This is a genomic window from Gammaproteobacteria bacterium (assembly GCA_041395725.1).
Classification (GTDB): Bacteria; Pseudomonadota; Gammaproteobacteria; order Pseudomonadales; family Pseudohongiellaceae; genus NORP240.
In genome coordinates, this window is the sequence record JAWKZW010000001.1 from 2370231 (window position 1) to 2392233 (window position 22003).

A 22003-nucleotide genomic window follows, 5' to 3' on the forward strand; every position below is an offset into this window, starting at 1 on the left:
GACATAAGTGTTAAGGGTGTCACACTACACATATGACACCATTCAGGCTCAACCCACAATCCGGCCAATCCATCTTCGATCAGGTGGTGTACGCCGCTACCAAGGCCATTCTGGCCGGTACGCTCAAGCCCGGTGATCCCTTCCCGTCGGTACGGGCCATGGCCAAAGACCTCAAGATACACCCCAATACCGCGCACAAAGTGGTTCAGCACCTGATCCAGGAGCGCTGGCTGTTTGCCAGTCCCGGGCGTGGGACCACCGTGGCTGAACCGCCGGCCGCGCGCCAGGGGGATCGCCACAAGCTGCTGGGTCAGGAAGTGGAGCAGTTGGTTGTGGAGGCCCGCCGGGTAGGGGCCTCCCTGGAGGATGTGCAGGGTGCTATTGAAAAGCAATGGAAGTCCCTGCAGACCCTCAAGGTGGTTGCTGATGATCATTGAAACAGACCGACTGTGCAAGAGTTACGGGCGGGTGCAGATCGTGCAGGACCTTAACCTGCAGGTACCGGAGGGAGCCGCCTTCGCCCTGGTCGGCACTAATGGTGCCGGTAAGACAACGACAATGCGCATGCTGGTTAATATTCTGCAGCCCAGCAGTGGTTCAGCCACGGTTCTTGGGTGTGATACCCGGCACCTCAGGCCGGACGCATTTCAACAGATCGGCTATGTATCTGAAAACCAGGTGTTGCCGGAGCGCCTGAGTATCGCGCAGTACTTCGATTACCTGCGGGCTCTTTACCCAAACTGGGACCGTGGCCTGGAACGCAGTCTGCGCGAACGGATGCAATTGCCGCCGTCCCGGCAGCTCAGCAAGCTGTCCCACGGCATGCGTATGAAGACAGTATTGGTCGCGGGGTTGGCCTTCCGTCCGCGCCTGCTCATTCTCGATGAACCATTGAGCGGTATGGATACCCTGACCCGGGACGAGGTGGTAGATGGTCTGCTGGAACAGGCTGACGAAACCACGATTCTGATTTCGTCTCATGAACTGGCGGAGATCGAATACTTCACCAGCCACATTGCGTTCATGGATGATGGCAAGCTGTCGTTCCAGGAATCAATCGAATCCCTGCGCAACAGGTTCCGGGAAGTGCATGTGACCCTTTCTGCCCGCAAAGACTGGCCGGAAACTCCTCCGTCTGGCTGGCTGGCGCCGGCGATTCAGGGGCATTCATTGCAGTTTACAGACACAGGCTACCGGGACCGGGAAACATTGCAGGCCAGATTGAACGCGGAGTTTGGTGCCGTCCAGTTTGAAGAAACGCCTATGAGCCTGCGCGAGATCAGCAAAGTACTGATCCGGGAAGCCAGGACATTAAAGAGGGAGCGCGCGGTATGAACAGACATTTTTTAATTCTGATTGCTTTGATCAGGAAGGACCTGATGGGTCTGCTGCCGCTGATTGTCATGGCCATGGCGACTTTTCTGGTTGTGCCGGTAGTTGCAAACCTGGACCTGCTCAGTCTGGGTGGTGACCAGCAGTTCTGGCTGTTCCTGCAGAGCAATATCTACTGGATCGGCTTCTTTCTTGGCGTGCTGTTGATGATCTCGGTGATACAGCAGGACCCGGCCGACAGCGTCAACCACGACTGGCTGACCCGGCCGGTCCGGCGCTGGCATTCGGTGGTGGCGAAAGCGGGCTTCATGCTGCTGGTTTTCCTGTTGCCGGTTGTCCTGTCGCGCTTTCTTATCAACCTTACGCAGGGGATGGCGCCTGGCCTGGCACTTTCTTATGCCAGTGGTATCGAGAGTCTGGAGGCTACCCTGCTGGTGCCCCTAATCCTGATGACGGCCCTGTTGGCACCCACGCTGCGGAAACTGATCCTGCTGCTGGTCGCGGTGTTCTTCGTATTTTTACTGCCTGGCTGGAGCGCTACCAGACCGCTGCTTGCGGCGGTAGGTATTGAACTGGGCGGTGACTTCGGGCCCATGATGTGGCTGCAGGGGCTCACTATCGTCGTCGCCTGTTCCGTCGGAGCCGGTCTGGTCTACTGGTTTCTGTATTGCCGCCGGCAGCGCTTACCGGCGACTCTGTCTTACTGGGCGGCAGTGGTGGTGATGTTTCTCGCCGTCTACCCGCCAGAGGCGCTGTATAGCTGGGATCAGGCTGTTGCCCTGCACGCCTGGATGATTAATTCGGATAACAGTGAACTGGAAGAACAGGTGATACTGGAGCCGGCTGTCGCCTGCTTTCCGGCCGCGCTGGTCGGCAATTCCGCTACAACCGAGCAGGAAAACCAGTTGCTGGCGCAGGCTGCCTGGGTACCGGAAATACCTGGCAGTACCGAAGCCGGTGCCCTGACTTTTGCCACGCCGGTCCGGCATCGGGAAATACTGACCGGCTGGTTTAAATCTGCCAGGGAAGAGCGTGAGCACAGCGTGGAATGGCGGCTGGACCGGATTCTGACCCGGGCCCGCTTCACCGCAGATTCCCTGGCAGAGGATGTGCCATTGCGGCGCTCGTTCACCGCACACAATCGCTTTCACGCAATGAACGCAACGGAAACCGATTACTGGCTGGTACCGGCAGACAGGGTGGCGCAGCTTGCCCAGGACCCGTCTACGCAACTGGTGATGGATTATGATGCGGCTCTGCTGGCGCCAACCTCGTTCGAATTGCCGGTGGATGGTCAGCGCTATGATTTCCCCGGGCTGGGCAGCTGCAAGGCCGAACTGAGACAGGCCAATAATGAAATCAGGGTGGAATGCCTGCAGCGTGGCGCGCAACCGGATCTCGTCTCGGCCCAGTTCATCGGCATGGACAGCAGCCGCGTGGACAGTCGCAGTCAAGGCACCTATATCCATGACTGGGTAGAGGCGCTGCGGCGCAGAAACTACGAACTCACACTGCCGCTGCCCAGCCTGGCGGATACCTCGACAATCATGGTGACCGCTTTCCATGCTGAGCGTCTGTTGCACAAGCAGTTGGTTGTCCCCGGCATGCTGGGAGATGACCAGGCCGTCTGCTCCCTGCCCCAAGCGGCAACGGACGATATTGAACGCCCGTCCAGCTGGAGCGACAAATCGCCCCATGAAATCAGCTATGTCACCGTCGAGCCGGGCGTGCGCCTGGAAGTGCTGGACTGGCGGCAGGCGCTGAAACCCGATGCCCCTACGCTACTGTTGCTGCCGGGCCTTGGAGCAACCGGCCATTCCTACGATGAGATCGCCCCGCAACTGGCGCAGCGCTATAACGTGCTGGGCATGACAAGGCGTGGCACCGGCGATTCGGGAAAGCCGGAGCGGGGCTACGACATTGCCCGCTTGAGCCAGGATGTATTGCGGGTGCTGGACACCTTCGGCATCGACTCCGCAGTGCTGGTGGGGCATTCCTTCGGCGGGGAGGAATTAAGCTTTCTTGGCTCCCGCGACGGGCACCGGGTCGACGGCCTGATCTATCTGGACGCCGCCTACGACCGCGTCACTGTGAATGCCGGTGATCAGGCACGGCGTTTCCGCCAGCTGGGCAGAAGACTGCCGCCGGAGCCACCGATTCGCCCCTCCGAAGCCGTGTCCTATGCAGCCCTGCAGGACTATGCGCGGCGCACCGGCCGGGCGGCGAATATTCCCGAAGGAGAGATCCTCGCCAGCTACGACCTTACGACCGGCAATATCAAGCACGACAGCCTGTACCTCGACGCGCTGATGCGGGGTATAGTCTCGCCGGATTATGAAAATATAGCCGTGCCCGCCCTGGCGCTGTATGCGGTGCCCGGCTCCCCGGCCGTACTCATGGAAGGCTGGTATGATGCGGATGACCCGCAGTTGCAGGCCATCGTGACGGAGTTGTATGAAATGGACCTTGTCCGCAAGGGTGAACAGATGGAGCGTTTTGATTCTGAGGTAAGGGATTCACGCGTAGTCGTGCTGGAGGATGCCGATCACTGGATATTTGTATCCCATGAGGACGCGGTGCTGCAGGCCATGCAGGAGTTTGTGGAGGAGATGCGGTACGCTGTCGAAACCGGAGCATCCGCCCTGCCATCCAATTGATTGGCTGCTGGCTTCATTGTGTTGTTTCCCGCGCCTTGTCACTTAACCCGATCATTGCATAAATTCTTGGCCCAGGACCGCTTCGCTGCTTCAATAACAGCATCGCTACATTGGGTTTGATAGGCTTTGGTGACAAGCCTGTGCCCCAGCCACCCGGATAGGCAAGTTGTCTGCAACAGCACGCCTGTGCAACTGTCAGAGTGCGGCCTGCCAGTACCCTGGCTGTAACTTGCAGGTTTATTTGGTAATCGGCGTTACCGTCGACTTTCCCTCGCACACCCGGTAATTCTGTGACTGAAAAAAGGCAAAAGTTCGCTGCCAGGTGCTGTTGGCAGTCTGTCTGATCACAGCTTCTGCTTTTCCGTCACTATGTAGACTCAGGACAGAAGAGCCTGCAGGGTGGCTGGACAATTCCAATTGAGAGGGCTACCTTTATTGCCTTGCCTCACGCGTGGTCAGGTAGAAAAATGATAAAAACAAGCCACCTGTCATTACTGGCGATTTTCTGCACGCCATTGATTCTGCTGTCCTCCGCCGCGTTCCCGGCAGAGCTGCCGGCGGCTCTGGCGGACCCCATCCCGGAGCCCATTCCGGCCAGTGACGTCACCGTGGCGCTGCAGAATTTTGTGCGTCTGCCGGAAACCCAGGATTCTGCTGCGCCGCCCCAGACCAATAATGCCTACGCCAGAATCCAGTATCTGCAGCCCCTGCCGGACGGTTCGGGGCGGCTGGCAATCAATGACCTGCGTGGCTTGCTGTATCTGTTTGATCCGGCGACCAGCTCCCTGGTTACCTACCTGGATGTCCGTGAGCAGGGCGGTGAGCCGGGTGTTGGATTCGACGACTCCATGTTTCCCAATGAAACCGGCCTGGCAGGGGTGGCTTTCCATCCGGACTTCGGTAACCCCGGCACACCCGGTTACGGCAGGTTTTACACCGCCTACAGCGCCAGGGCCGGCAGTGGCTCCGCCGACTACCTGGAAGACCCGCAAAACAATCATGACAGCATTATCAGGGAGTGGACTGCCGTTGATCCGGCCGCCGACAGCTTCCAGGGCAGCAGCCGGGAAATCCTGCGCGTGGGCCAGTTTGCCCAGAATCACAATATCGGAACGCTGGCTTTTAATCCCGCAGCGCCCAGTGGCAGCACAGACTTTGGCCTGCTGTATGCAAGCTTCGGTGATGGTGGTGCCGCCAACGATCCCAACGAAAACGGTCAGGATCTATCGACCCCGCTGGCCTCCATCATTCGCATCGATCCACTGGGAGGAGACGGAGCGGCTGCCTACGGGATACCGCCTGACAACCCCTTCGTGACTGTGGCCGGTGCGGCACCGGAGATCTGGGCCTACGGTCTGCGTCACCCACAGCATTTTTCCTTTGCCCGGGATGGCTCACTGTATATCGCCGACATCGGCCAGTCCCAGATTGAAGAAGTGAACGTGGGGGTCGCGGGGGCCAACTATGGCTGGCGCATCCGTGAGGGTACTTTCGCCACGGCATTCGAGCCGGCCTACCTGGGGTCTGTGCGACCCGGGCCTGTGTATCCGCTACCGGCAGAGGTATCTGTCGAGGCATCTACAGTCGCACTTTCAGGCACAACTGGATTGGTGCCTGCAGAGACGACAGCGATCACCTATCCTGTGTTGCAATACGATCACACCCCAAGCAATGCCATCAGCAGTGTGTTCCTGTACGAGGGCGCCGGAATTCCTGCCTTGCGGAACAGGCTGGTACTGTCTGACATGGTGACGGGGCGGATCTATTATGCCGACAGCACAGGACTGCAGCCCGGCCGCCCGGCAGCGCTGGCGGAGTTGCAGGTGGTTATTGATGGAACGGTTACAAACATTGCCGACGCACTGGGTTTTGCCAACACCTATGCTCAGGGCAACCGTGCCGATGCCCGCCTGGGTGTTGATGAGGAAGGCGAACTTTACCTGCTGACCAAAGGCGATGGCTGGGTACGCAAGCTGGTTGCGCCGTAGTTCCTTAACGAAGCAGAGCTGAACAAGAACAGTTAAGAAAGAAGAGTTCATTACGGCCACAATTTTCCCGCAGGAGATACAGGAGAAAGTTGCATAGGCTAGCTGTCAGTGTTTCGATGGCTTCCTGAGGGGTTTCGGGCTTGAAGCTGAGCATTTTCGTTACACGGCACCAAACTGCGAAGCCAACAAACTTTGACTCTGGCACAAGCTGACTGCCGGGCGACCCGTTCGGAGCCTCTTTATAGCGCTGGGAGTACGGTCCGGAACTGTGGGACAACAATGAGAAGAGTTAATAAAGAAGTATCACGAAAGAAGAGTTGAGCAAGAAAAGAAACTGTAAAACCGTAACGATAGAACAGTCACGCTAACAAAGTAACAATAAGACAGGCTCGACAAAAAGTCTCGAAAGAGCAGTCAAAATAGAAAAGGAGAGGTCCCATGAGGAGACGCCAATTCCTGTCGGTTTCACTAGGCACGGCAGCAGCCTTGCCATTGCTGGTCCGCGGCCAGGCACTGCCCCAGGCGGAGCCCCGGGACTGGTCAGGCGGCGCGCCGCTGCGCTATCCGGATCCCGATATGGTTGCGCTGGATCCCCGTTTTCAGCGCTATATTCCGTTTAATACGCCGATCATGCGCCTGCACACCGGAACGCTGTGGGCCGAGGGTCCGGCCTGGAATGGTGTTGGTAAATACCTGGTCTGGAGCGATATCCCCTCTAACAACCAGTTGCGCTGGATCGAGGATGACGGCCGTGTGACAGAATTCAGGCAGCCGTCCGGCAACAGCAACGGCAACACCTTCGATCATCAGGGGCGGCAGATAGCCTGTGAGCATGGCGGGCGCCGGGTGGTGCGGTATGAATACGACGGCTCGGTTACGGTCATCGCCGATCAGTATCAGAACAAAAGGTTAAATTCACCCAACGATGCGGTGGTGGCTGATGACGGAGCGATCTGGTTTACCGACCCGCCCTACGGTATTCGCGGCGATTACGAAGGAAACCGGGCGGAGTCTGAGCTGCCGAATGCGGTTTACCGGGTGGACGCCGGCAGTGGACGCATCACGCTGGTCACCGATGAGATAGGTGCGCCGAATGGCCTGTGTTTCTCGCCGGACCAGAGCAGGCTCTATGTGGCGGATACCGGCAGCGGACGTGAGATCAAAGTATGGGATGTCAACGGCGCCACCCTCCAGAACGGGCGCCGTTTTGCCCAGCTGACCCTGCCCGGTACGCAGTCCATCACCAGCGCAGACGGCATTCGCTGCGACGTGGACGGCAATGTCTGGTGTGGCGCCCGGCCAGGAGTACAGATCGTTGCACCCGACGGCGATACCATTGGCGTAATCCGCCTGCCGGAGGTCTGCGCCAATGTCTGTTTCGGTGGCGCCAAGCGAAACCGCCTGTTCATGACCGCCAGCCAGTCTCTGTACGCCGTGTATGTGAATGTAAGCGGGGCGGGAATAGCCTAGGGAGAAAACGTTATGGCGTGTAGCCAGGGCGAGCCAAAAGCCGGCGAGACAAGGCAGTTGGCCTGGAGTGAATGAGCATTTTGAGCCACTTTTCAACGAAGCATTGACGAGTGGAATGGTTATTCAGCAGCCTGTCAGGCAGATAACCTTAGCAGATAGCTTGAATAGATAACTTAAACAGACAGCCTGAAAAGGAGAGACAGTGTCGTAAGGCAATGTTGTTGATTTCGATTAAGGAGCCTCTGATTAATTTTCGTAATGTTCTGGTAATTACTCAGAGGTTTCTTAAGGATTATGCATATAGCCGCGTTTTAGCAGCCCAGTGTGCCATGGGGGGCGTTGCACTTCGGCATGACTGCTGATAGGGGCCATGCGACACAGATAACAAAGGATGGGGGAGAGCTACGTGGGTGGTACCAACAGATTTTTTAAACGCGAGAAAAAACAGGCAACGGCGAATTCGGCGGCAGCGAGCAGGGCAGGGGCTACAGGCCTGGCTGCATTGAAGAAGCCAGGCCCCGGGAAGAAGTGGTGCCCGCGCAGCCTGGCCCGGCTGTGCACGCTGCTCCTGTTGCCAGGTGGCGTTCTGGCTCAGCCCGGCGATTACAGCCCGGTTACCCAGGCGCTGCTGAATGACCCTCCGGCCGGCGAGTGGCTGAGCTGGCGTGGAGAACAGAACGCCTGGGGCTTCAGTGCTCTCGACCAGGTGAATCGCGATAACGTAAACGAACTGCGACTGGTGTGGTCCTGGGCCATGGACGATACAGGTGCCGGCCAACCTGCCCCCCTTGTGCATGACGGCATCATGTTCATTCCTGGTCCCCGTGGTGTGGTGCAGGCTTTGGATGCCGCGACAGGTGACAGGGTCTGGGAATACCTGCCAGGAATTACCCGCTCGCTGGACGGATCGACGATCGGGATCACTCGCGAGTCATTGGGTGCAGCGGCCATGCCGACAACGGCCTTTGCCGGCGTCGGGCGTGGGGTACAGAAAAACATCGCCCTGTTTGGTGACAAGGTGTTCGCCGCCACGGAGAACGCCAGTATTGTCGCCATCGACGCCCGGACCGGGCTGCTGGTCTGGGAAACACCGGTGGCCGATCCGGCACTGGGGTTTTTTTACACCGCCGGGCCGGTGGTTGCCGACGGCGTACTGGTAACCGGCATCACCGGCTGTCAGCGCTACAAGGAAGCGCTCTGTGTCATCACCGGGCACGATCCGGAAACTGGTGAAGAGTTGTGGCGCACCTCTACCGTGGCCCAGCCCGGGGAGCCTGGCGGTGATTCCTGGGGTGATCTGCCCGCCGAGTTCCGTGCAGGCTCCGATTCCTGGATAGCCGGTAGTTACGACCCCCAGACCGGCCTGGTCTATTACGGTACGGCCCAGCCAAAACCCTGGGCCCGGGCCGCACGGGGCAGCGACGGCGATGCTCTGTACTCCAATTCAACCCTGGCTCTGGATCCGCAGACCGGCACAATCGTCTGGTATTTTCAGCATCTGCCCGGCGAGTCCCATGACATGGACGAGGCTTTTGAGAATATCCTGGTGGACATCGACGGCCGCCCGTCTCTGTTCAAGATGGGCAAACTGGGAATTCTGTGGCAATTGGACCGGCAGACCGGCGAGTTTATCAGCGCCACCGATATCGGCTACCAGAATATACTCGACGTGGATACGCTGACAGGCAGGGTAACCTACCGCGACGGCATGATTCCGCGCATTGGTCAGCAGCTGGATTTCTGCCCCAGTACCTCGGGGGTGAAAAGCTGGCGTGCCATGTCTTATTCTCCCACTACCCAGGCGATGTATGTGCCCCTTACCCTGAACTGTCAGATTGGAACCTTTGGCCCCGTAGAACAGGAAATTGGTGGCGGTGGCACCGGCCCGGTGCGGCGCGACAACTACCCGCACCCCGACTCCGGCGGTAATCTGGGTGAATTAATGGCGCTGAATGTTCCCGATGGTGCAGTGAAATGGCGCTACCGCCAGCGGGCCCCGCTCAATTCCGCCGTGCTGGCCACAGCAGGCGGTCTGGTGTTTGTGGGAGACTGGGACCGTTACTGGTATGCTTTCGATGCCGACTCCGGCGAGAAGCTCTGGCAAACCCGATTAAGCACGTCAGCACAGGGCTTCCCGATCAGCTTTGCTGTCGACGGCAGGCAGTATCTGGCCCTGCCGGTTGGTGTCGGTGGTGCCAGCTGGTCCAGTTCGCTGCCTCGCGAGCTGGCCCCGGAACTTGCCAGGCCCCGTAACGGCAATGCCGTGTATGTTTTCGCGCTACCCGAGTAGTGATTGCGGAGTATCTATTTGTTGGCGTACCTGCTAATTGGATCACCTGGTTATTGGATCACCCAGTTAGCAGAATACCTGTTATCGGAGTAACTATTGTCGGAGTACGTATGATCCGGTTTCTAATCACCTTCGCCGCGCTGCTTCCCACACTTGTAATCGCACAGAGCGAAACGGAAGCGATCTGGCAGGGCGTCTACACCGCTGAACAGGCTCAACGTGGCCAGCAGCAATACAACGCCGCCTGTTCCTCCTGTCACTCCGCCGACCTGCGCGGTAACAGCAACGCGCCGAGCCTGCGGGGCGTGAGTTTCAGTTTCATCTGGGAAGGCCGCAGTCTGGGCGAACTGTTCACCGTAATGCGGGAGCAGATGCCCACCGACCGCCCCGGCAGCCTGCCGGCGACGTCCTATGCAGATATTCTGGCGTTTATTCTCAGTTCCAATGGTTATCCCAGCGGGGCAGGTGAGCTGCCGGCGAATAGTGGGGTTCTTGCCGGGATTATTGTTGCGCCGCAGGCTGACTAGAGCGGGTCTGAGGTGTTCAACACCAGCCCGGAAATTTAACCAGAACCCTGCTGTGGCAGCTTAATGACACGCCCTTCGTGGCGTTTGCTCGGTCGGGATGTTCGACATACACTCTGGCTGCGCGTCCCCAGGTCGCGAACACGGCGAATGACGCACCCTTGAACGGCTTCGTTTCGGATTTTAGTGAAATATTTGGGCTGGGGGCTGACACCAAAGTCTACGTCGGTTTCCGGGGGTCGTCATCGTCGTCAGGCTCTTGATCCTCTTTATCAGGCTGATGCTCGATGCGCTGGGTAGAATTCTTTTCAAGTCTGAGTGGGCTCATGCCTGCGGCCAGGGCCTGAGGGGTGTCCTGAGGATACAGGTGCACGCCAGAGAGGGTTAAGTAGGCCGGTTGAGTTGCGCGGGGATGCAGGTAGCTGTAAAGCCACGCGGCAAATATACCCAGAATAATGGCTATCCCGGCGCTCCCGCCAATAAGTAGCAGGTAAGGCGGCCCGATACGCTGCGCCTCGGGCAGGGGCCACTCGATCACTGACATCTGCGGGTACTTTTCCGTCTGTCGCACCTCAATTTGTACCTGGCGGGCGAGCGTCGCCCGGTTGAGTTCTTCGAGGCGAGCAAGATCCTTCGCCAGTGAATCGTGCTCTGCGTAAATCGTATTGAAGGTTGTAACTGCTTCCCTTTGATCTTCCAGGCGCTGTTTAATTTCAGTGACTGATTGACGCGCCCGCTCCCAACGCCGACGGGCGTTTTCCAGTTCAGCGCCGGTGCCCTCGGTGTAGGCGATGGCAAGCGCTGTCTCCAGTTCGCGAATTCGCTGGGGTATATCGCGCAGGTTTGGATCTTTGCGGATGTAATCCTCTGTGTAGCGGTCCAGCAGGTTATCCAGGCGTGCTTCAAGCGTGTTGCGCTCCCCTCTGAGTGCTGCAACCGCTGCCTGTTCGCTCTCGGGCACAAACTGCTCGCCGGCCTCCACAGCGGATTCAAGCGTATCGAGGTAGGCCTTGGCGCTGATTTCCCCCTCGACGGCATTATTCAGGGATCTGTTCAGGCCCTCCAATTGCGACATGACGGCATTCTGCTGCCGTTCCACGGAGATGATGCCGTTTTCCTCGCGAAAATCGGCGAGCGCTTCTCTTGCGGCGGACAGACGTGCGTCCAGTTCTGCAAGCTCTTCCCCGACTTCAAGCAGGGTCTGACTCTTCAGCTGCTCGATATCCCTGGAGCGGATCTCCTCATAGGTTCTTACCCATGATTCAACCAGTGGTGGCAGTAGCGCAGCGTCGCTGGAAATAGCGCGCAGCTCCAGAAGGTTTGTTTCGGGGACGCTGGTGATCTCCAGCATACTTCGCAGCTCCAGGGGCGGAATGTCCCGCTGGAAATCACTACTCATCACTTCCGCCAGTGCCAGCGTTATTTCGCTTCCGGTAAGAATGCGGCCCTGGATCGCAATGCTCTGTACGTCAGCCTCCAACATGCTCTGATCGATGGCCGCCGGTGCGCTCATCAGGACCGAAGCGCTGCTCATGTAAAGCCGGGGTTGCAACAGCGTATAGACTACGCCTGCCAGCAGCACGAAAAGGGCGGTACGCAGGAAGTAACGCCGACGGCCGGCACCGTAGGCCTCATCTGTCAGTTGCGTTTCCTTAACGAATGCCATGAAAAAAGTTCCTTGCTCAGCCTGTAAGTAAAACCCAAGGTATATCCGAAATCGGGGGTTGTCCAGTTTAGGGGGTTGTGAATCGGGTTGAGACTGCTTCAGTCCTGAGTCCAGATTGCAACAAGGAAAGGGCCCTGAATCAGGATTTCAATACCTGTCCTGTTGAACCATCACTACGTCAAGGTGTCATTGGCTTGTCGTTAGCGGAATACCAGCGGCTGCAGCACAGGAAACTGCGGCACTAGTGCGGCATCCCTGTCGGGGAACATATCGGCCAGATGCTCTGCCTGGCGAATACCAACCCCGACGTTGTCCTCGGCCACAATAATATCAGCACGCTCTGCATGTAGCAGGCTTTCTCCTTGAGGTCTGTCTGAGTAGAACGTGTTGCCCACAAGGCGGATGGAGTTCTCAGCGTAGGGCGACTCACCTTCCCGAATCTCAAGTCCGTAGCCGATCATGTCCCAATTCTCACTGCGCGGGCCTTCCCCCAGCACGCATCCAGAGACTTCCAGTACACCGCCTTCAGGCACGTCGAGAAGTCGACTGTCACGAGCATTGACTGAGGCCACCAGGCAATTATCAAGGCGAGTGTGGGCTGCACGTGACTTGACTTCGTGACCGGCATTGCGTGCCATCAGGCTCCACGAGCGACTGAAGGTCAGCCGCCCGCTGTTTACATAGATGTTGTGATTTTGCCCGGGGCTGGCCTTCACGCTGGCGCCATTGTCATGGAAATAGCTGTCGAAGATACTGATTTCACCACCCTCATGTCCGGTCAACAGCCCCATCTCTGAGTGATGGAAATGCACCCCTAGCAAAGTGACGTCGCCGCTGTTCTGGCGCAGACAGGCACCATTACCACTGTTTACAGCAATCCCACTGCACTCCATTCCCTCAACGGTAATGGAGGCACTCACTACCAGAGCACCCTTGCCTTCGGTGGCCACCCCCAGCAGGCGTGCGCCAGGCTCGGCCAGCAGGTGAACCCCAGGTGTTTTGAAATGCGCAGCCTGTCTGTAGTCCCCCTGGCGTATCAGGATCATACCCCCTGCCGCAACCTGCCTGGCGGCTTGCTCAAGCGATGCGGTGTCGCAGTCCGACGCGGAGGTCGCAGTCGGGCACAGTACGATCAGTCGACCCTCGGCGCTCGCCTGGCTGATGAGCCGCGAATTCCACTCACTCACCAACAGTCCACTTGCGGCCACTTCACCGTTAATCAGCGTGATGCCCTCCACCAGAGGTTTATTCGCAGGCGTCCCATTCGGTCCAGCTTCTAGCAGCCGCTCCACTCCGGATACGAACACATTGCGCGCTGTGAAATGATCTGCCTCGCCTCCCAGCATTACCAGTGTGGAACAAGGGTCTGCTCCGCACTCCCCTCGAATGATCAGATCGCTCAAGGTCCAGTAGGCTCCCTCGATCTGCAGCTCTCCCCCATCGCGGAACGCCAGGACCGCTTCACCAAGGTGCGAGGCTGTCAGTTGCAGCGGCTTCCGGGGTGTGCCAGACGTCGAAAATAGTAATGGGGTGTCAAAGTCATAGGTTCCCGGGACAAGGACAATGCGCGTGCCAGGCTCTGCTGTTGCAATCGCGCGGGTCAGCTCATCCACGCTTGCCACCGATAGTGTTGCCATCGGCGTTTCCGGCTCATGCAGCAACCAGCGATTGATGTCCGCCAGTGCGATTGGCTGTCCGTTCGGCAGGTAGCGCGGTGTCACTGACTGGCGCAAGGCGTTCGCTCCTCTGCCACGCCAGGTAGGCAAAGGCATCTGCAGGTCGGGGGGGAATGCCTGTATCGGGTCAGCGATCAGCCCGCTGTTCAGGGTAAGGTTTCTGACAAAGTCGGCTACGACCTGACGCCGGGGCGATCCTGGAGCCTCAATGGTATTGACGACCAGGCTTGCATAGCGATGAGGGGTGAGGCCAGTGTACCGATAGTGGAGAAACACAATCAGAGGCGGCGCAACCAGCAGCGCTAGAATCAAGGTAAATAAAATCCTTCGTAGCATCAGTACTCGCCCCATGCCTGTAAGCAGTTTTTGGCCGTTAACCACGCCGGTTTTTGCAACAGGGAAGTTTTAAGTGGCTTAACAGAATCTCATAGTATTGCGCACTAATACAGGCGCCCGGCGCATAGCCTGACATTGTTCTATATAAGTGTGAAGTGTAGTGAGATTATACGAGCTTGGCTACGACTGCTCTGTCAGGTTTTTCTCTTTGATGTAACTGGCTGTAAGGGCGCAGGAACTCGATGCGGGCATCGCTGTACCTGCAAGTACCGTGCTGGCTCAGTTCGTCGAGGAAAGCAACCACTTCGGGTGTGCCCGTAGCGGCAGCCGCAGCCAGTTCGGCAGGGCCGACGCGCAACAGGCTGGTACCGTCAGCGCGGTCTTTGCGACGGCCGGATTCAAGCAAGCCCTTGAGTGCAAAATCGATGCGCTGTTTTGGCGAGCCATAGGCCAGCAATTTGGCAAAATCGTCTGTGCGCCTCAGACGGTCGTAAATGAATCCAAGCACGATGCCGACCCGCTCAGGGTTTTTCTGCAAACCGTCCATAAAGTCTTCGCGCCGCAATACGATCAATTCGGTATCGCTGACGGCAGTGGCATTGGCTGAGCGGGTATTGGCGTCGATTAAGGCCATTTCACCGAACATTTCACCGGGGCCTAAGTCAGCCAACACCAGCTCGCGCCCATCTTCAGCGATATTGGTGGTTATCTTCACGCTGCCGGCATCTATCACATAGCATTCATCGGCATCATCGAATTCGCGAAAAACTGACTCCCCGGCACGATACACAATGCGTTGAAATTGACTCGAATAACAAGTCAACAATGGGATATCGTCAAGACGGGGGCCTACGGTACGGATAAAGATGTCACTGATGGGTGAAACCATGGGTACGATGTGATTGCCAATCTCTTCGACCCAGATCCGATCATCGACAGCAGTGAAACCGAGTCGACGATACATCGATTCGTTTTCGTGATTGGCCGTGATAAGTACATGCGTGCCACCCCAGGATCCGCCAATGGTCGTCGCCAGCTTGATCAATGCACGGACCACATCCCGCCTGCTCCGCCAGTCACTGCGCACTGCCAGCATGCCGGCACTGAGAAAGGCCGGTTCCTGCATGTTGTGCAGGTTCCAGGCGCGTTTGATGCGTTCCCTTTCTGTACTGAAATCGAATAGTTTCTCGGGCGGTAAGCCGCAGCCGGTATCCAGGTTTACACGGAAGGTAGCAATCGGTTCATCGCTATCGTAAGCAATCAGGTTGGCGCAATGCGGGTGGGCATCGAAATGGTCAACCAGGAAGCTGTCGGCCAGACTGATGCCGCCAAATTTACCCTCTTCAACCGAAAATACCTGTCGACGCACCCAGAACACGTCGTCGAGTTCTTTTCCGGTTTCCGCCAGCTTGAGTCGAATCCCCATATTACATCCTGTTGCTGTATACAATCCCTGAGGAGCCTTTGAGATAGCCTCGGCCTAACAGATTTTCGATTGGAATCAGGTGTTTTGCCTATTTAGTTGAACAAAAGGTATATCTGAAACGGGTGCTTGTCCAATGCCATGAGCAGTTTTGTGAGGTGCGTCAAGTTGCGCTCCTATCTCAGCCATTTTCTTGACGGAATCGGCCGCTTTTTCTCCACGCAGCAACTTCGGTGATGAATTGAATGCTGGATTGATCCGCTTTTTGTGATTTTTGCATCGAAAAGTTGACCCTGCCCCTGCCAGTGTTTTATCCGCACCCCCGCTGGGTCATTTTTCTCTACGAATCAATAGACGGGTACCTGCCTGAAGGAGACAGTGTCATGCTCCGCCAGGTCGATTAGCACAGTGCGGGCGGCTTCGGCCAGCCGCCCTGCTTCCCAACCCAGCGTTGCCAGGGCGATGAAAACACACCAAAGAGTGGCCGGGAAGAAATTGTTTTGCGCGTTGGTTTTCGGGTTGTGTTTGGTGTCGATTTAAGTACACTATATATAGAGCCGATAACAATATCAGGGGCGCACTGCAAATTCTTTTTGACCACTTGCCCTGTCTTCTTCGAATAGTAAATCTGTTAATTGAGAGACGCGAGTCTTTGTCATTACTTCGCCATGGTACGCCTGATGTCCGGAACCACCCCTTCTCTCACTGAACTTTTTCTTAATTACTTCGATATCGATCTTGTCACCACTGACGTCCAACGCACCCGGGCGGGGCGCGTGCGCTATCAGGTTTACTGCAAGGAGTTCGGATACGAACCGGCGGCGAATTTTCCCGACCGCTGCGAGAGAGATCCCTACGACGACTACTCCGTGCAGTGCCTGGTGACCCACCGGCGCAGCCAGCTAACGGCTGGCTGCTCACGGCTGATATTTGCCGCCGAGGAGCGCCCGATGGCCTTCGAGGATCACTGTCGCGATAAAGTGTACCTGAATTACCTGCAGAAACTGAGCGATGATCGGGATCGATTCTGCGAGTGCTCCCGCCTTGCCGTTGACAGTAACTTCCGAAAGCACCCCAAGGGTATCCGCCTTGGGCCGGGAGAGGTTGATCACCTGGGTTGCTGCCGGGTGGAGCGCAAGAGCTTTTCACTGGTCGGTGTAGCAGCTGTGCTCTCCGTGTTTTCGATGGCCCGCCACGCCGGGCGCAACGACATGTTCGCGATGATGGACTCGAACCTGCCGCGGCTGCTGCGGCAGATGGGCATTCTGGTTGAACAGGCCGGCGATCCCATGGAGTACCATGGCGAGCGTACCCTCTATTACATCACCACCGAAGTGGCTGTCGGGGGTATGCGGGATGACATTCGGGCGCTCTACGATGCCATCCACGCTCGCCTGGCGCCGGATTTCCAGGCCGAGATCGAGGCGTGTGTCGCCTGAGGGTTTTGCCGAAATGTGACGCGGTTCGCTGCCTGCCCGTTTCGGGGTAGCGCGGCCCTTGCCGCAGGTCGCAATCGTCGTCGGTTTGCGGTTATACTCTGCCATTCCGGATCCCGGACAATGGCTTATGGCGCAACGACTTTCAGTGCACCGTTCTCTCACCAACAAGCTTCTTACGTTCCTGATCACGCTTGCCGGCGCGGTCTGCGGTCACGCTGCGGAGATGACGGGAGAGGAGCTGGCCCGCGCCGTCTACGAACGACCCGACGGAATCGATATGGCCAGCCGCGGCACCATGACCCTGCGCGGGGAGGGCAGTCGTGACCGCGTCAGGGAAACCTACGTCTATCGCACCGAAGCCGGCGATTTTGAGAGCCGCTCTCTGATTCGCTTTACCGAACCGGCCAATATCGCAGGCACCGGCCTGCTGGTGCACAATCACGGTGCGCAGGAGACGGATCAGTGGCTGTACCTCCCCGCTGCCAAACGGGTGCGTCGGGTCAGCAGTGAAAACCGCGGCGGCAACTTCGTGCAGTCGGATATCTACTACGAGGATCTGCAGGACCGCCCACCTACGGTAGACGAACACAATCTGCTGGGGACGGGAGAGTACCAGGGTGCTGCAGTCTACCTGCTGGAGAGTACCCCCCGGCAGGAGACAGAATCGGCTTACAGCAAGCGCGTGAGCTGGATACACCCCGAGACTTTGATCGCGCTGCGCATCGATTTCTACCAGGGGGGCGATGCGCCGGTAAAGCGCATGGAAGTGCAGCGGCTCGAGCAAATGCAGGGTTACTGGACAGTGATGGCCAGCACCTTGACCACACTGAGTACGGGCCATGAAACTCTCATTGAGATCGAGTCAGTGGTCTATGACCTGGGGCTGCCCGATGAGCTGTTTTCTATTCGTGCCCTTTCGGATGCAGTTTTCGAGGAACGATTCCGTCCGTGAGGGTACCTCCATGAAATACACCCGGCTAGTCAGTAATCTGGTGCCACTGGCACTGCTGTTCCCAGTTGCCGATGCCGGCGCGTCGGCAGTGGCTCAGGGCCTGCTTCTGGAACACGTTGACGGTGAACTGCGGGCCGTGATTACCGTCGAAGGTGAAACCCGCCCAATGGCTTTTGCCTCGGGTGAATCCTCGTTTGTTGTTGTGGATCTGCCCGATACCCTCCTGGGTCGCGGCTTGCAGCTGCCGGAGGTCCCGGCCGTCGGGATTGTAAAGGGTGTCCGTCACGCCCTTGGCGAAGACGGGCGCCTGCGCCTGGTCTTCGATCTGCGGGCGCCGGCCCGGTTCCGCCTTGCCTCAGTGTCGCTGGATGATACTGGTGAAGCACACACGGTTTATTTTACTCCTGAAGAGGGGGATTTCACCGCCAAAGCAGACAGAGTTGTCGACACCAGGCAGAGACAGGAAAGCCCTTATGCCCAGGTACGTTCTGCCCGGGTAGAAGTGGCACCGGAACCATTCCGCTCAGCTGTCTATCAGTCCGTGGCATACGAACTGGCTGCACTTGCGCCGGAACGGGGCGCGCAGGAACCGCCCAGGGCGTTTGTGTTCGGCCAGCAAGAGAAGTCCGCAACGAAAAATAATCTGTATAAAGAGACACAGGGCGGTGGCTGGGAGGCTGATATCGAGCGGGCGCTGCTGGAGACCGGCATACTGGTTGCCGATGGCAGGCCGGCAGACAGCAATAATCACCTGCAGCTGATTGCGGGTGTGTCGCGCGCATTCGACAACGGCTTCGAGCTGCGCCTGGCGGGGCGAATCGATGGCCACTACCAGGATGGCGTCGGTCGTACAGAGACCAGCCTGAAGGCTGACTACGGTGAGAGCTGGCTGCGCTACCGTGCCGATGACTGGCGCCTGACCGTCGGTACCCAGAAAGTCGTGTGGGGGCGCGCGGATGAAATCTCTCCCATTGACCGGCTCAGTACCCCGGACCTGACGCGGTTGATTCTGGATGAGCGCCAGACGCGGCGCCGGGCGAATCCCGCCGTGCGCTTCGAGTGGTTTGCTCAGGAGTGGTCCCTGGACCTGGTCTGGCTGCCGCAGTTCCGCGAGCCGGAACTGCCTGAAGCAGAGAGCCTCTGGCACCCGGTGGACAAACGGCGGGGGCGTATTGTAGGCCTGCCGGTGGACCCGGTATTCGCCACTCTCGTCAGTGCAGGACAGTTCAACGATGATGCCCCGGATGACGGCGGGGGCGGCGTCCGCTTCAGGCACTTCGGACAGGATCTGGATTATGCCTTTACCCTGCAGCAGTCGCGCAATCCCATGCCCTATTACAGGCTCGACGAGGCTACGCGCGAACACCTTCTGACCAGTGGTGGCCCGATCGGGCTGGCAGGGCCAGTGATTTTCAATGCTGTCTACCCCCGCTCCTGGGTGGCGGGGGGCGACTTCGGCGTCGCGGCCGGCGCGTGGACCATCCGTTTCGAAGGCAGCTGGTCCAGCGATATGCCGGTCACCCGGGACAACCTGGCCTACGATACGGTGGCCGCATGGAACTGGGTAATGGGCGCGGAGGTTTTCCCCGGCGACCGCAATTTCCGGGTTACCCTGCAACTCGCCGGCACCCGTCTGGAGAATGCCGATGGCATCCTGGACCGGGAATCACCCTTTGCGTTCAACGGTGAGCTTGAGACCCCCTTCGCTCAGAATCGCTGGCGCGGCAGCCTGCGTTTCAACATGGGGCTGGATCAGTCCGATGTTTACCTTAATCCGCAGCTCACTTGGACCGCCTGGGAGCCCCACGAATTCTATATTGGGGCACACCTGTTTGACGGCGATGAAGTGACCATCGGCGGCTTCTACGACGAGCAGGATATGGTGGTATTTGGCTGGCGCGGCCGCTTCTGATGCGCTGGATGCTGCACAAGCCCCGCCTGGCAGCGGCGTTGTTTGCGCTGTTCCTGCTCGCGCCGGGACCTCTGCTGCTGAAAGTCAGGCTGGATAACGCGCCGGAAATTTACTTCCCCGAGAACGACCCCGCCGTGGTTTTCGATAGGGCACTGCGGGAGCAGTTTCCCCAGGACCAGGTGCTGGTGGCGCTGTTCCAGGGCGACGACCTGTATGAGACCGCGTTTCTGCAGAAACTCGATTCCCTGGTGCAGGCCCTGGAGAAGGATCCGGACGTCGACCGGGTAATGGCGGTAACCACGGTGGATCAGATACGGGCGACGCCGGAGGGTTTCGCCGTAGAGCGGCTCATCGACCCGTCGGCCCTCGTTCAGGCTACCGTGATCGAGCGGCGTGAGCGGGCCACGCAAGACCGCTTCGCGCCCGGAATGATCGTCTCACCGGATGGTGACGCCATGGCCGTGGTGCTGCGTCCGTCTCCCATGGAGACCAGCCTGCAGCGCCTGGAGCTGGAGCAGTTACTGCGGCGGCAGATCGACGCCACCGGCCTGTCGCCTTGGCTGACCGCTGTGGCCGGGCATGTGGCCCTGGACGTGGCCCAGTTGCGTGCCATGATATTGGATCTCGCCACCTTGATTCCCGGCACCCTGGGTATCGGCCTGTTTTTAATGTGGTGGCTGTTCCGTCGCTGGCTGGTGGTAACGCTGACCGCGGCCACCATAGCCGCAGTCACCGGCATGTCAGTGGGTTTGCTGGTGCTACTGGGCAAACCCTTCACGCTGATTTCCGTGATTATCCCACCACTGCTTACTGCCCTGACAGTTGCCATGCTCATGCACCTGTTCACTGCCATACTGCATGCGGCCCAGCGAGGCCTCGACGGTGTGGAGCGCATGCGGGCTGCGATTGCCTCGGTTGCCTCACCTATTGCCTTCACGGCACTGACTACTGCGGCGGGCCTGGTCTCGCTGATGGTCAGTCCGATCAGGCCGATTGAAACCTTCGGCATGATTGCCGCCATCGGGGTGCTGTTTGCCGCTGCTACGGTGATCCTGCTGGTGCCGGCATTGGTACTGCGCTTCGACCACGCGCCCTGGGTGGTGCAGCGGCGCGGCATGCGCTGGCTGGACCATTTCACCGACCGGGCAGCGCGCCTGGCCCTGCGCAGGGCACCCTGGGTGCTTGGCGGGACCGCGGTGCTGCTGGCGGTGGCCATTCCCCAGATTGCGAAGGTGGAGGTGGAGACCGACCTCTATGCCTTTTTTTCCGAGCAGCACAGTATCACCACCGCTACCCAGCGCGTTGAGGAAAACCTCTCCGGGGTGATGGCCTTCGAGGTGGTTTTCGACGGGCCGGAGTATAACAGCCTGCTGCAACCGAGGAGGCTGCGGGCGATCCGTGACCTACAACAGTGGCTGGATGAGCGCCCGGAGGTGGATTACAGCCTGGCGCTGCCGGACCTGATTGAAGAGATGCACTGGGCCTTCAACGAGGAGGATCCGGCTTTCCGGTCGCTACCCGACGATGAAGCCCTGATCGCACAGTATCTGTTTATTTACGACGGCCGCGACCTGTTCGACCTGGTCAACCGTGACTTCAGTCGCTCGCGCCTGATATTAAACCTCAATATCACCGGGGCGCGGGAGCTGAATGCCTTCATGGCCGACCTGCGCACTCACCTGGAAGCACAACCGCCGGCAGACCTGGAATGGGAGTTCGCCGGTATGGGCCGCCTGTTTGCGGACCAGGAGCGGTTGTTGATTCAGGGGCAGCTGGACAGCCTGCTGGTAGTGGTTTCCCTGGTGCTGGTGATGATGTGGATCCTGTGGCGTTCGCTCACCGTGACGGTGGTGAGCATGGTGCCGAATCTGGCGCCTGTCGTGCTTATTTTCGCCCTGATGGGCTTACTGGGCATCTGGCTGGACATGGCCACGGCGATGATCGCCAGTGTGGCGGTGGGTATCGCCCTGGATGACACCATCCATGTTCTGCATGGCTACCTGGAACATCGCCGGGCGGGTAGCTCCAACACCTGGGCGATCGCCCGCACCTTCCGCCAGCGCGGGCGCGCCGTGGTCGCCACCACTGTCGTGCTCAGTGCGCAGTTCTTGCTGATGGCGCTGTCGGCTTTCCGACCCACCGCCGCCTTCGGCCTGTTGACCGCCTTCGGGTTGGTCGTGGCCCTGGTGTTCGATCTGCTGGTGTTGCCGGCACTGCTGGTGGCGCTGAGGCGCTGGATTTCAGTACCCGTCAGGCAGACCGGTTCGGCGCGGCATGCATGATGGTGTGGCCCGGTCTGCGGTAGTGGTGTCGAATTTTCTTACAGTTTCGGTTCCTT

Annotated in this window: 14 protein-coding genes; 11 read left to right on the forward strand and 3 right to left on the reverse strand. The window is 58.7% G+C overall.

Annotation, left to right across the window (positions count from 1 at the left end):
- Window positions 1-32 precede the first annotated feature (32 nt).
- The 7 genes from R3F50_10510 (at window position 33) to R3F50_10540 (ending at window position 10264) form a co-directional block, all read left to right on the forward strand.
- Window positions 33-437 carry a GntR family transcriptional regulator gene (locus R3F50_10510; protein MEZ5490738.1) on the forward strand — a complete coding sequence of 135 codons (405 nt, stop codon included), beginning with the start codon at window positions 33-35 and terminating at the stop codon, window positions 435-437.
- Window positions 427-1335, forward strand: coding sequence for an ABC transporter ATP-binding protein (locus R3F50_10515; GenBank protein ID MEZ5490739.1), 909 nt, complete (start codon window positions 427-429; stop codon window positions 1333-1335). Before R3F50_10510 ends, R3F50_10515 begins: the two co-directional genes overlap by 11 nt.
- Window positions 1332-3989 carry an alpha/beta hydrolase gene (locus R3F50_10520; protein MEZ5490740.1) on the forward strand — a complete coding sequence of 886 codons (2658 nt, stop codon included), beginning with the start codon at window positions 1332-1334 and terminating at the stop codon, window positions 3987-3989. The genes R3F50_10515 and R3F50_10520 overlap by 4 nt, the downstream gene beginning before the upstream one ends.
- 467 nt (window positions 3990-4456) lie before the next feature.
- Window positions 4457-5977, forward strand: a complete 1521-nt coding sequence (locus R3F50_10525) for a PQQ-dependent sugar dehydrogenase (protein ID MEZ5490741.1) — start codon at window positions 4457-4459, stop codon at window positions 5975-5977.
- A gap of 438 nt (window positions 5978-6415) precedes the next feature.
- Window positions 6416-7447: an SMP-30/gluconolactonase/LRE family protein gene (locus tag R3F50_10530; GenBank protein ID MEZ5490742.1), complete on the forward strand. Its 1032-nt coding sequence runs from the start codon at window positions 6416-6418 to the stop codon at window positions 7445-7447.
- Window positions 7448-7853: 406 nt separating this feature from the next.
- Window positions 7854-9737, forward strand: coding sequence for a PQQ-binding-like beta-propeller repeat protein (locus R3F50_10535; protein ID MEZ5490743.1), 1884 nt, complete (start codon window positions 7854-7856; stop codon window positions 9735-9737).
- Between the two features lie 110 nt (window positions 9738-9847).
- Entirely contained in the window at window positions 9848-10264 is a 417-nt protein-coding gene (locus tag R3F50_10540; protein MEZ5490744.1) for a cytochrome c, read from the forward strand.
- Window positions 10265-10481: 217 nt separating this feature from the next.
- Here R3F50_10540 and R3F50_10545 read toward each other — a convergent pair whose 3' ends face one another.
- The 3 genes from R3F50_10545 to R3F50_10555 all read right to left on the reverse strand — a co-directional run bounded on the left by R3F50_10545 (window position 10482) and on the right by R3F50_10555 (window position 15365).
- Entirely contained in the window at window positions 10482-11927 is a 1446-nt protein-coding gene (locus R3F50_10545) for a hypothetical protein (protein ID MEZ5490745.1), read from the reverse strand.
- A 200-nt stretch (window positions 11928-12127) separates the two neighbouring features.
- Window positions 12128-13939, reverse strand: coding sequence for a chondroitinase-B domain-containing protein (locus R3F50_10550; protein MEZ5490746.1), 1812 nt, complete (start codon window positions 13937-13939; stop codon window positions 12128-12130).
- A gap of 166 nt (window positions 13940-14105) precedes the next feature.
- Entirely contained in the window at window positions 14106-15365 is a 1260-nt protein-coding gene (locus R3F50_10555; protein ID MEZ5490747.1) for a cyclic nucleotide-binding domain-containing protein, read from the reverse strand.
- Between the two features lie 677 nt (window positions 15366-16042).
- Here R3F50_10555 and R3F50_10560 point away from each other — a divergent pair.
- The 4 genes from R3F50_10560 (at window position 16043) to R3F50_10575 (ending at window position 21947) form a co-directional block, all read left to right on the forward strand.
- Complete coding sequence (locus R3F50_10560; GenBank protein MEZ5490748.1) at window positions 16043-16801, forward strand: PEP-CTERM/exosortase system-associated acyltransferase; 759 nt, start codon at window positions 16043-16045, stop codon at window positions 16799-16801.
- A 127-nt stretch (window positions 16802-16928) separates the two neighbouring features.
- Window positions 16929-17753 (forward strand): outer membrane lipoprotein-sorting protein, encoded by an 825-nt coding sequence (locus R3F50_10565; protein ID MEZ5490749.1) that lies wholly within the window; start codon window positions 16929-16931, stop codon window positions 17751-17753.
- A gap of 10 nt (window positions 17754-17763) precedes the next feature.
- Complete coding sequence (locus tag R3F50_10570) at window positions 17764-19665, forward strand: hypothetical protein (protein MEZ5490750.1); 1902 nt, start codon at window positions 17764-17766, stop codon at window positions 19663-19665.
- Window positions 19665-21947 (forward strand): MMPL family transporter, encoded by a 2283-nt coding sequence (locus R3F50_10575; protein ID MEZ5490751.1) that lies wholly within the window; start codon window positions 19665-19667, stop codon window positions 21945-21947. The genes R3F50_10570 and R3F50_10575 overlap by 1 nt, the downstream gene beginning before the upstream one ends.
- Window positions 21948-22003: the final 56 nt, after the last annotated feature.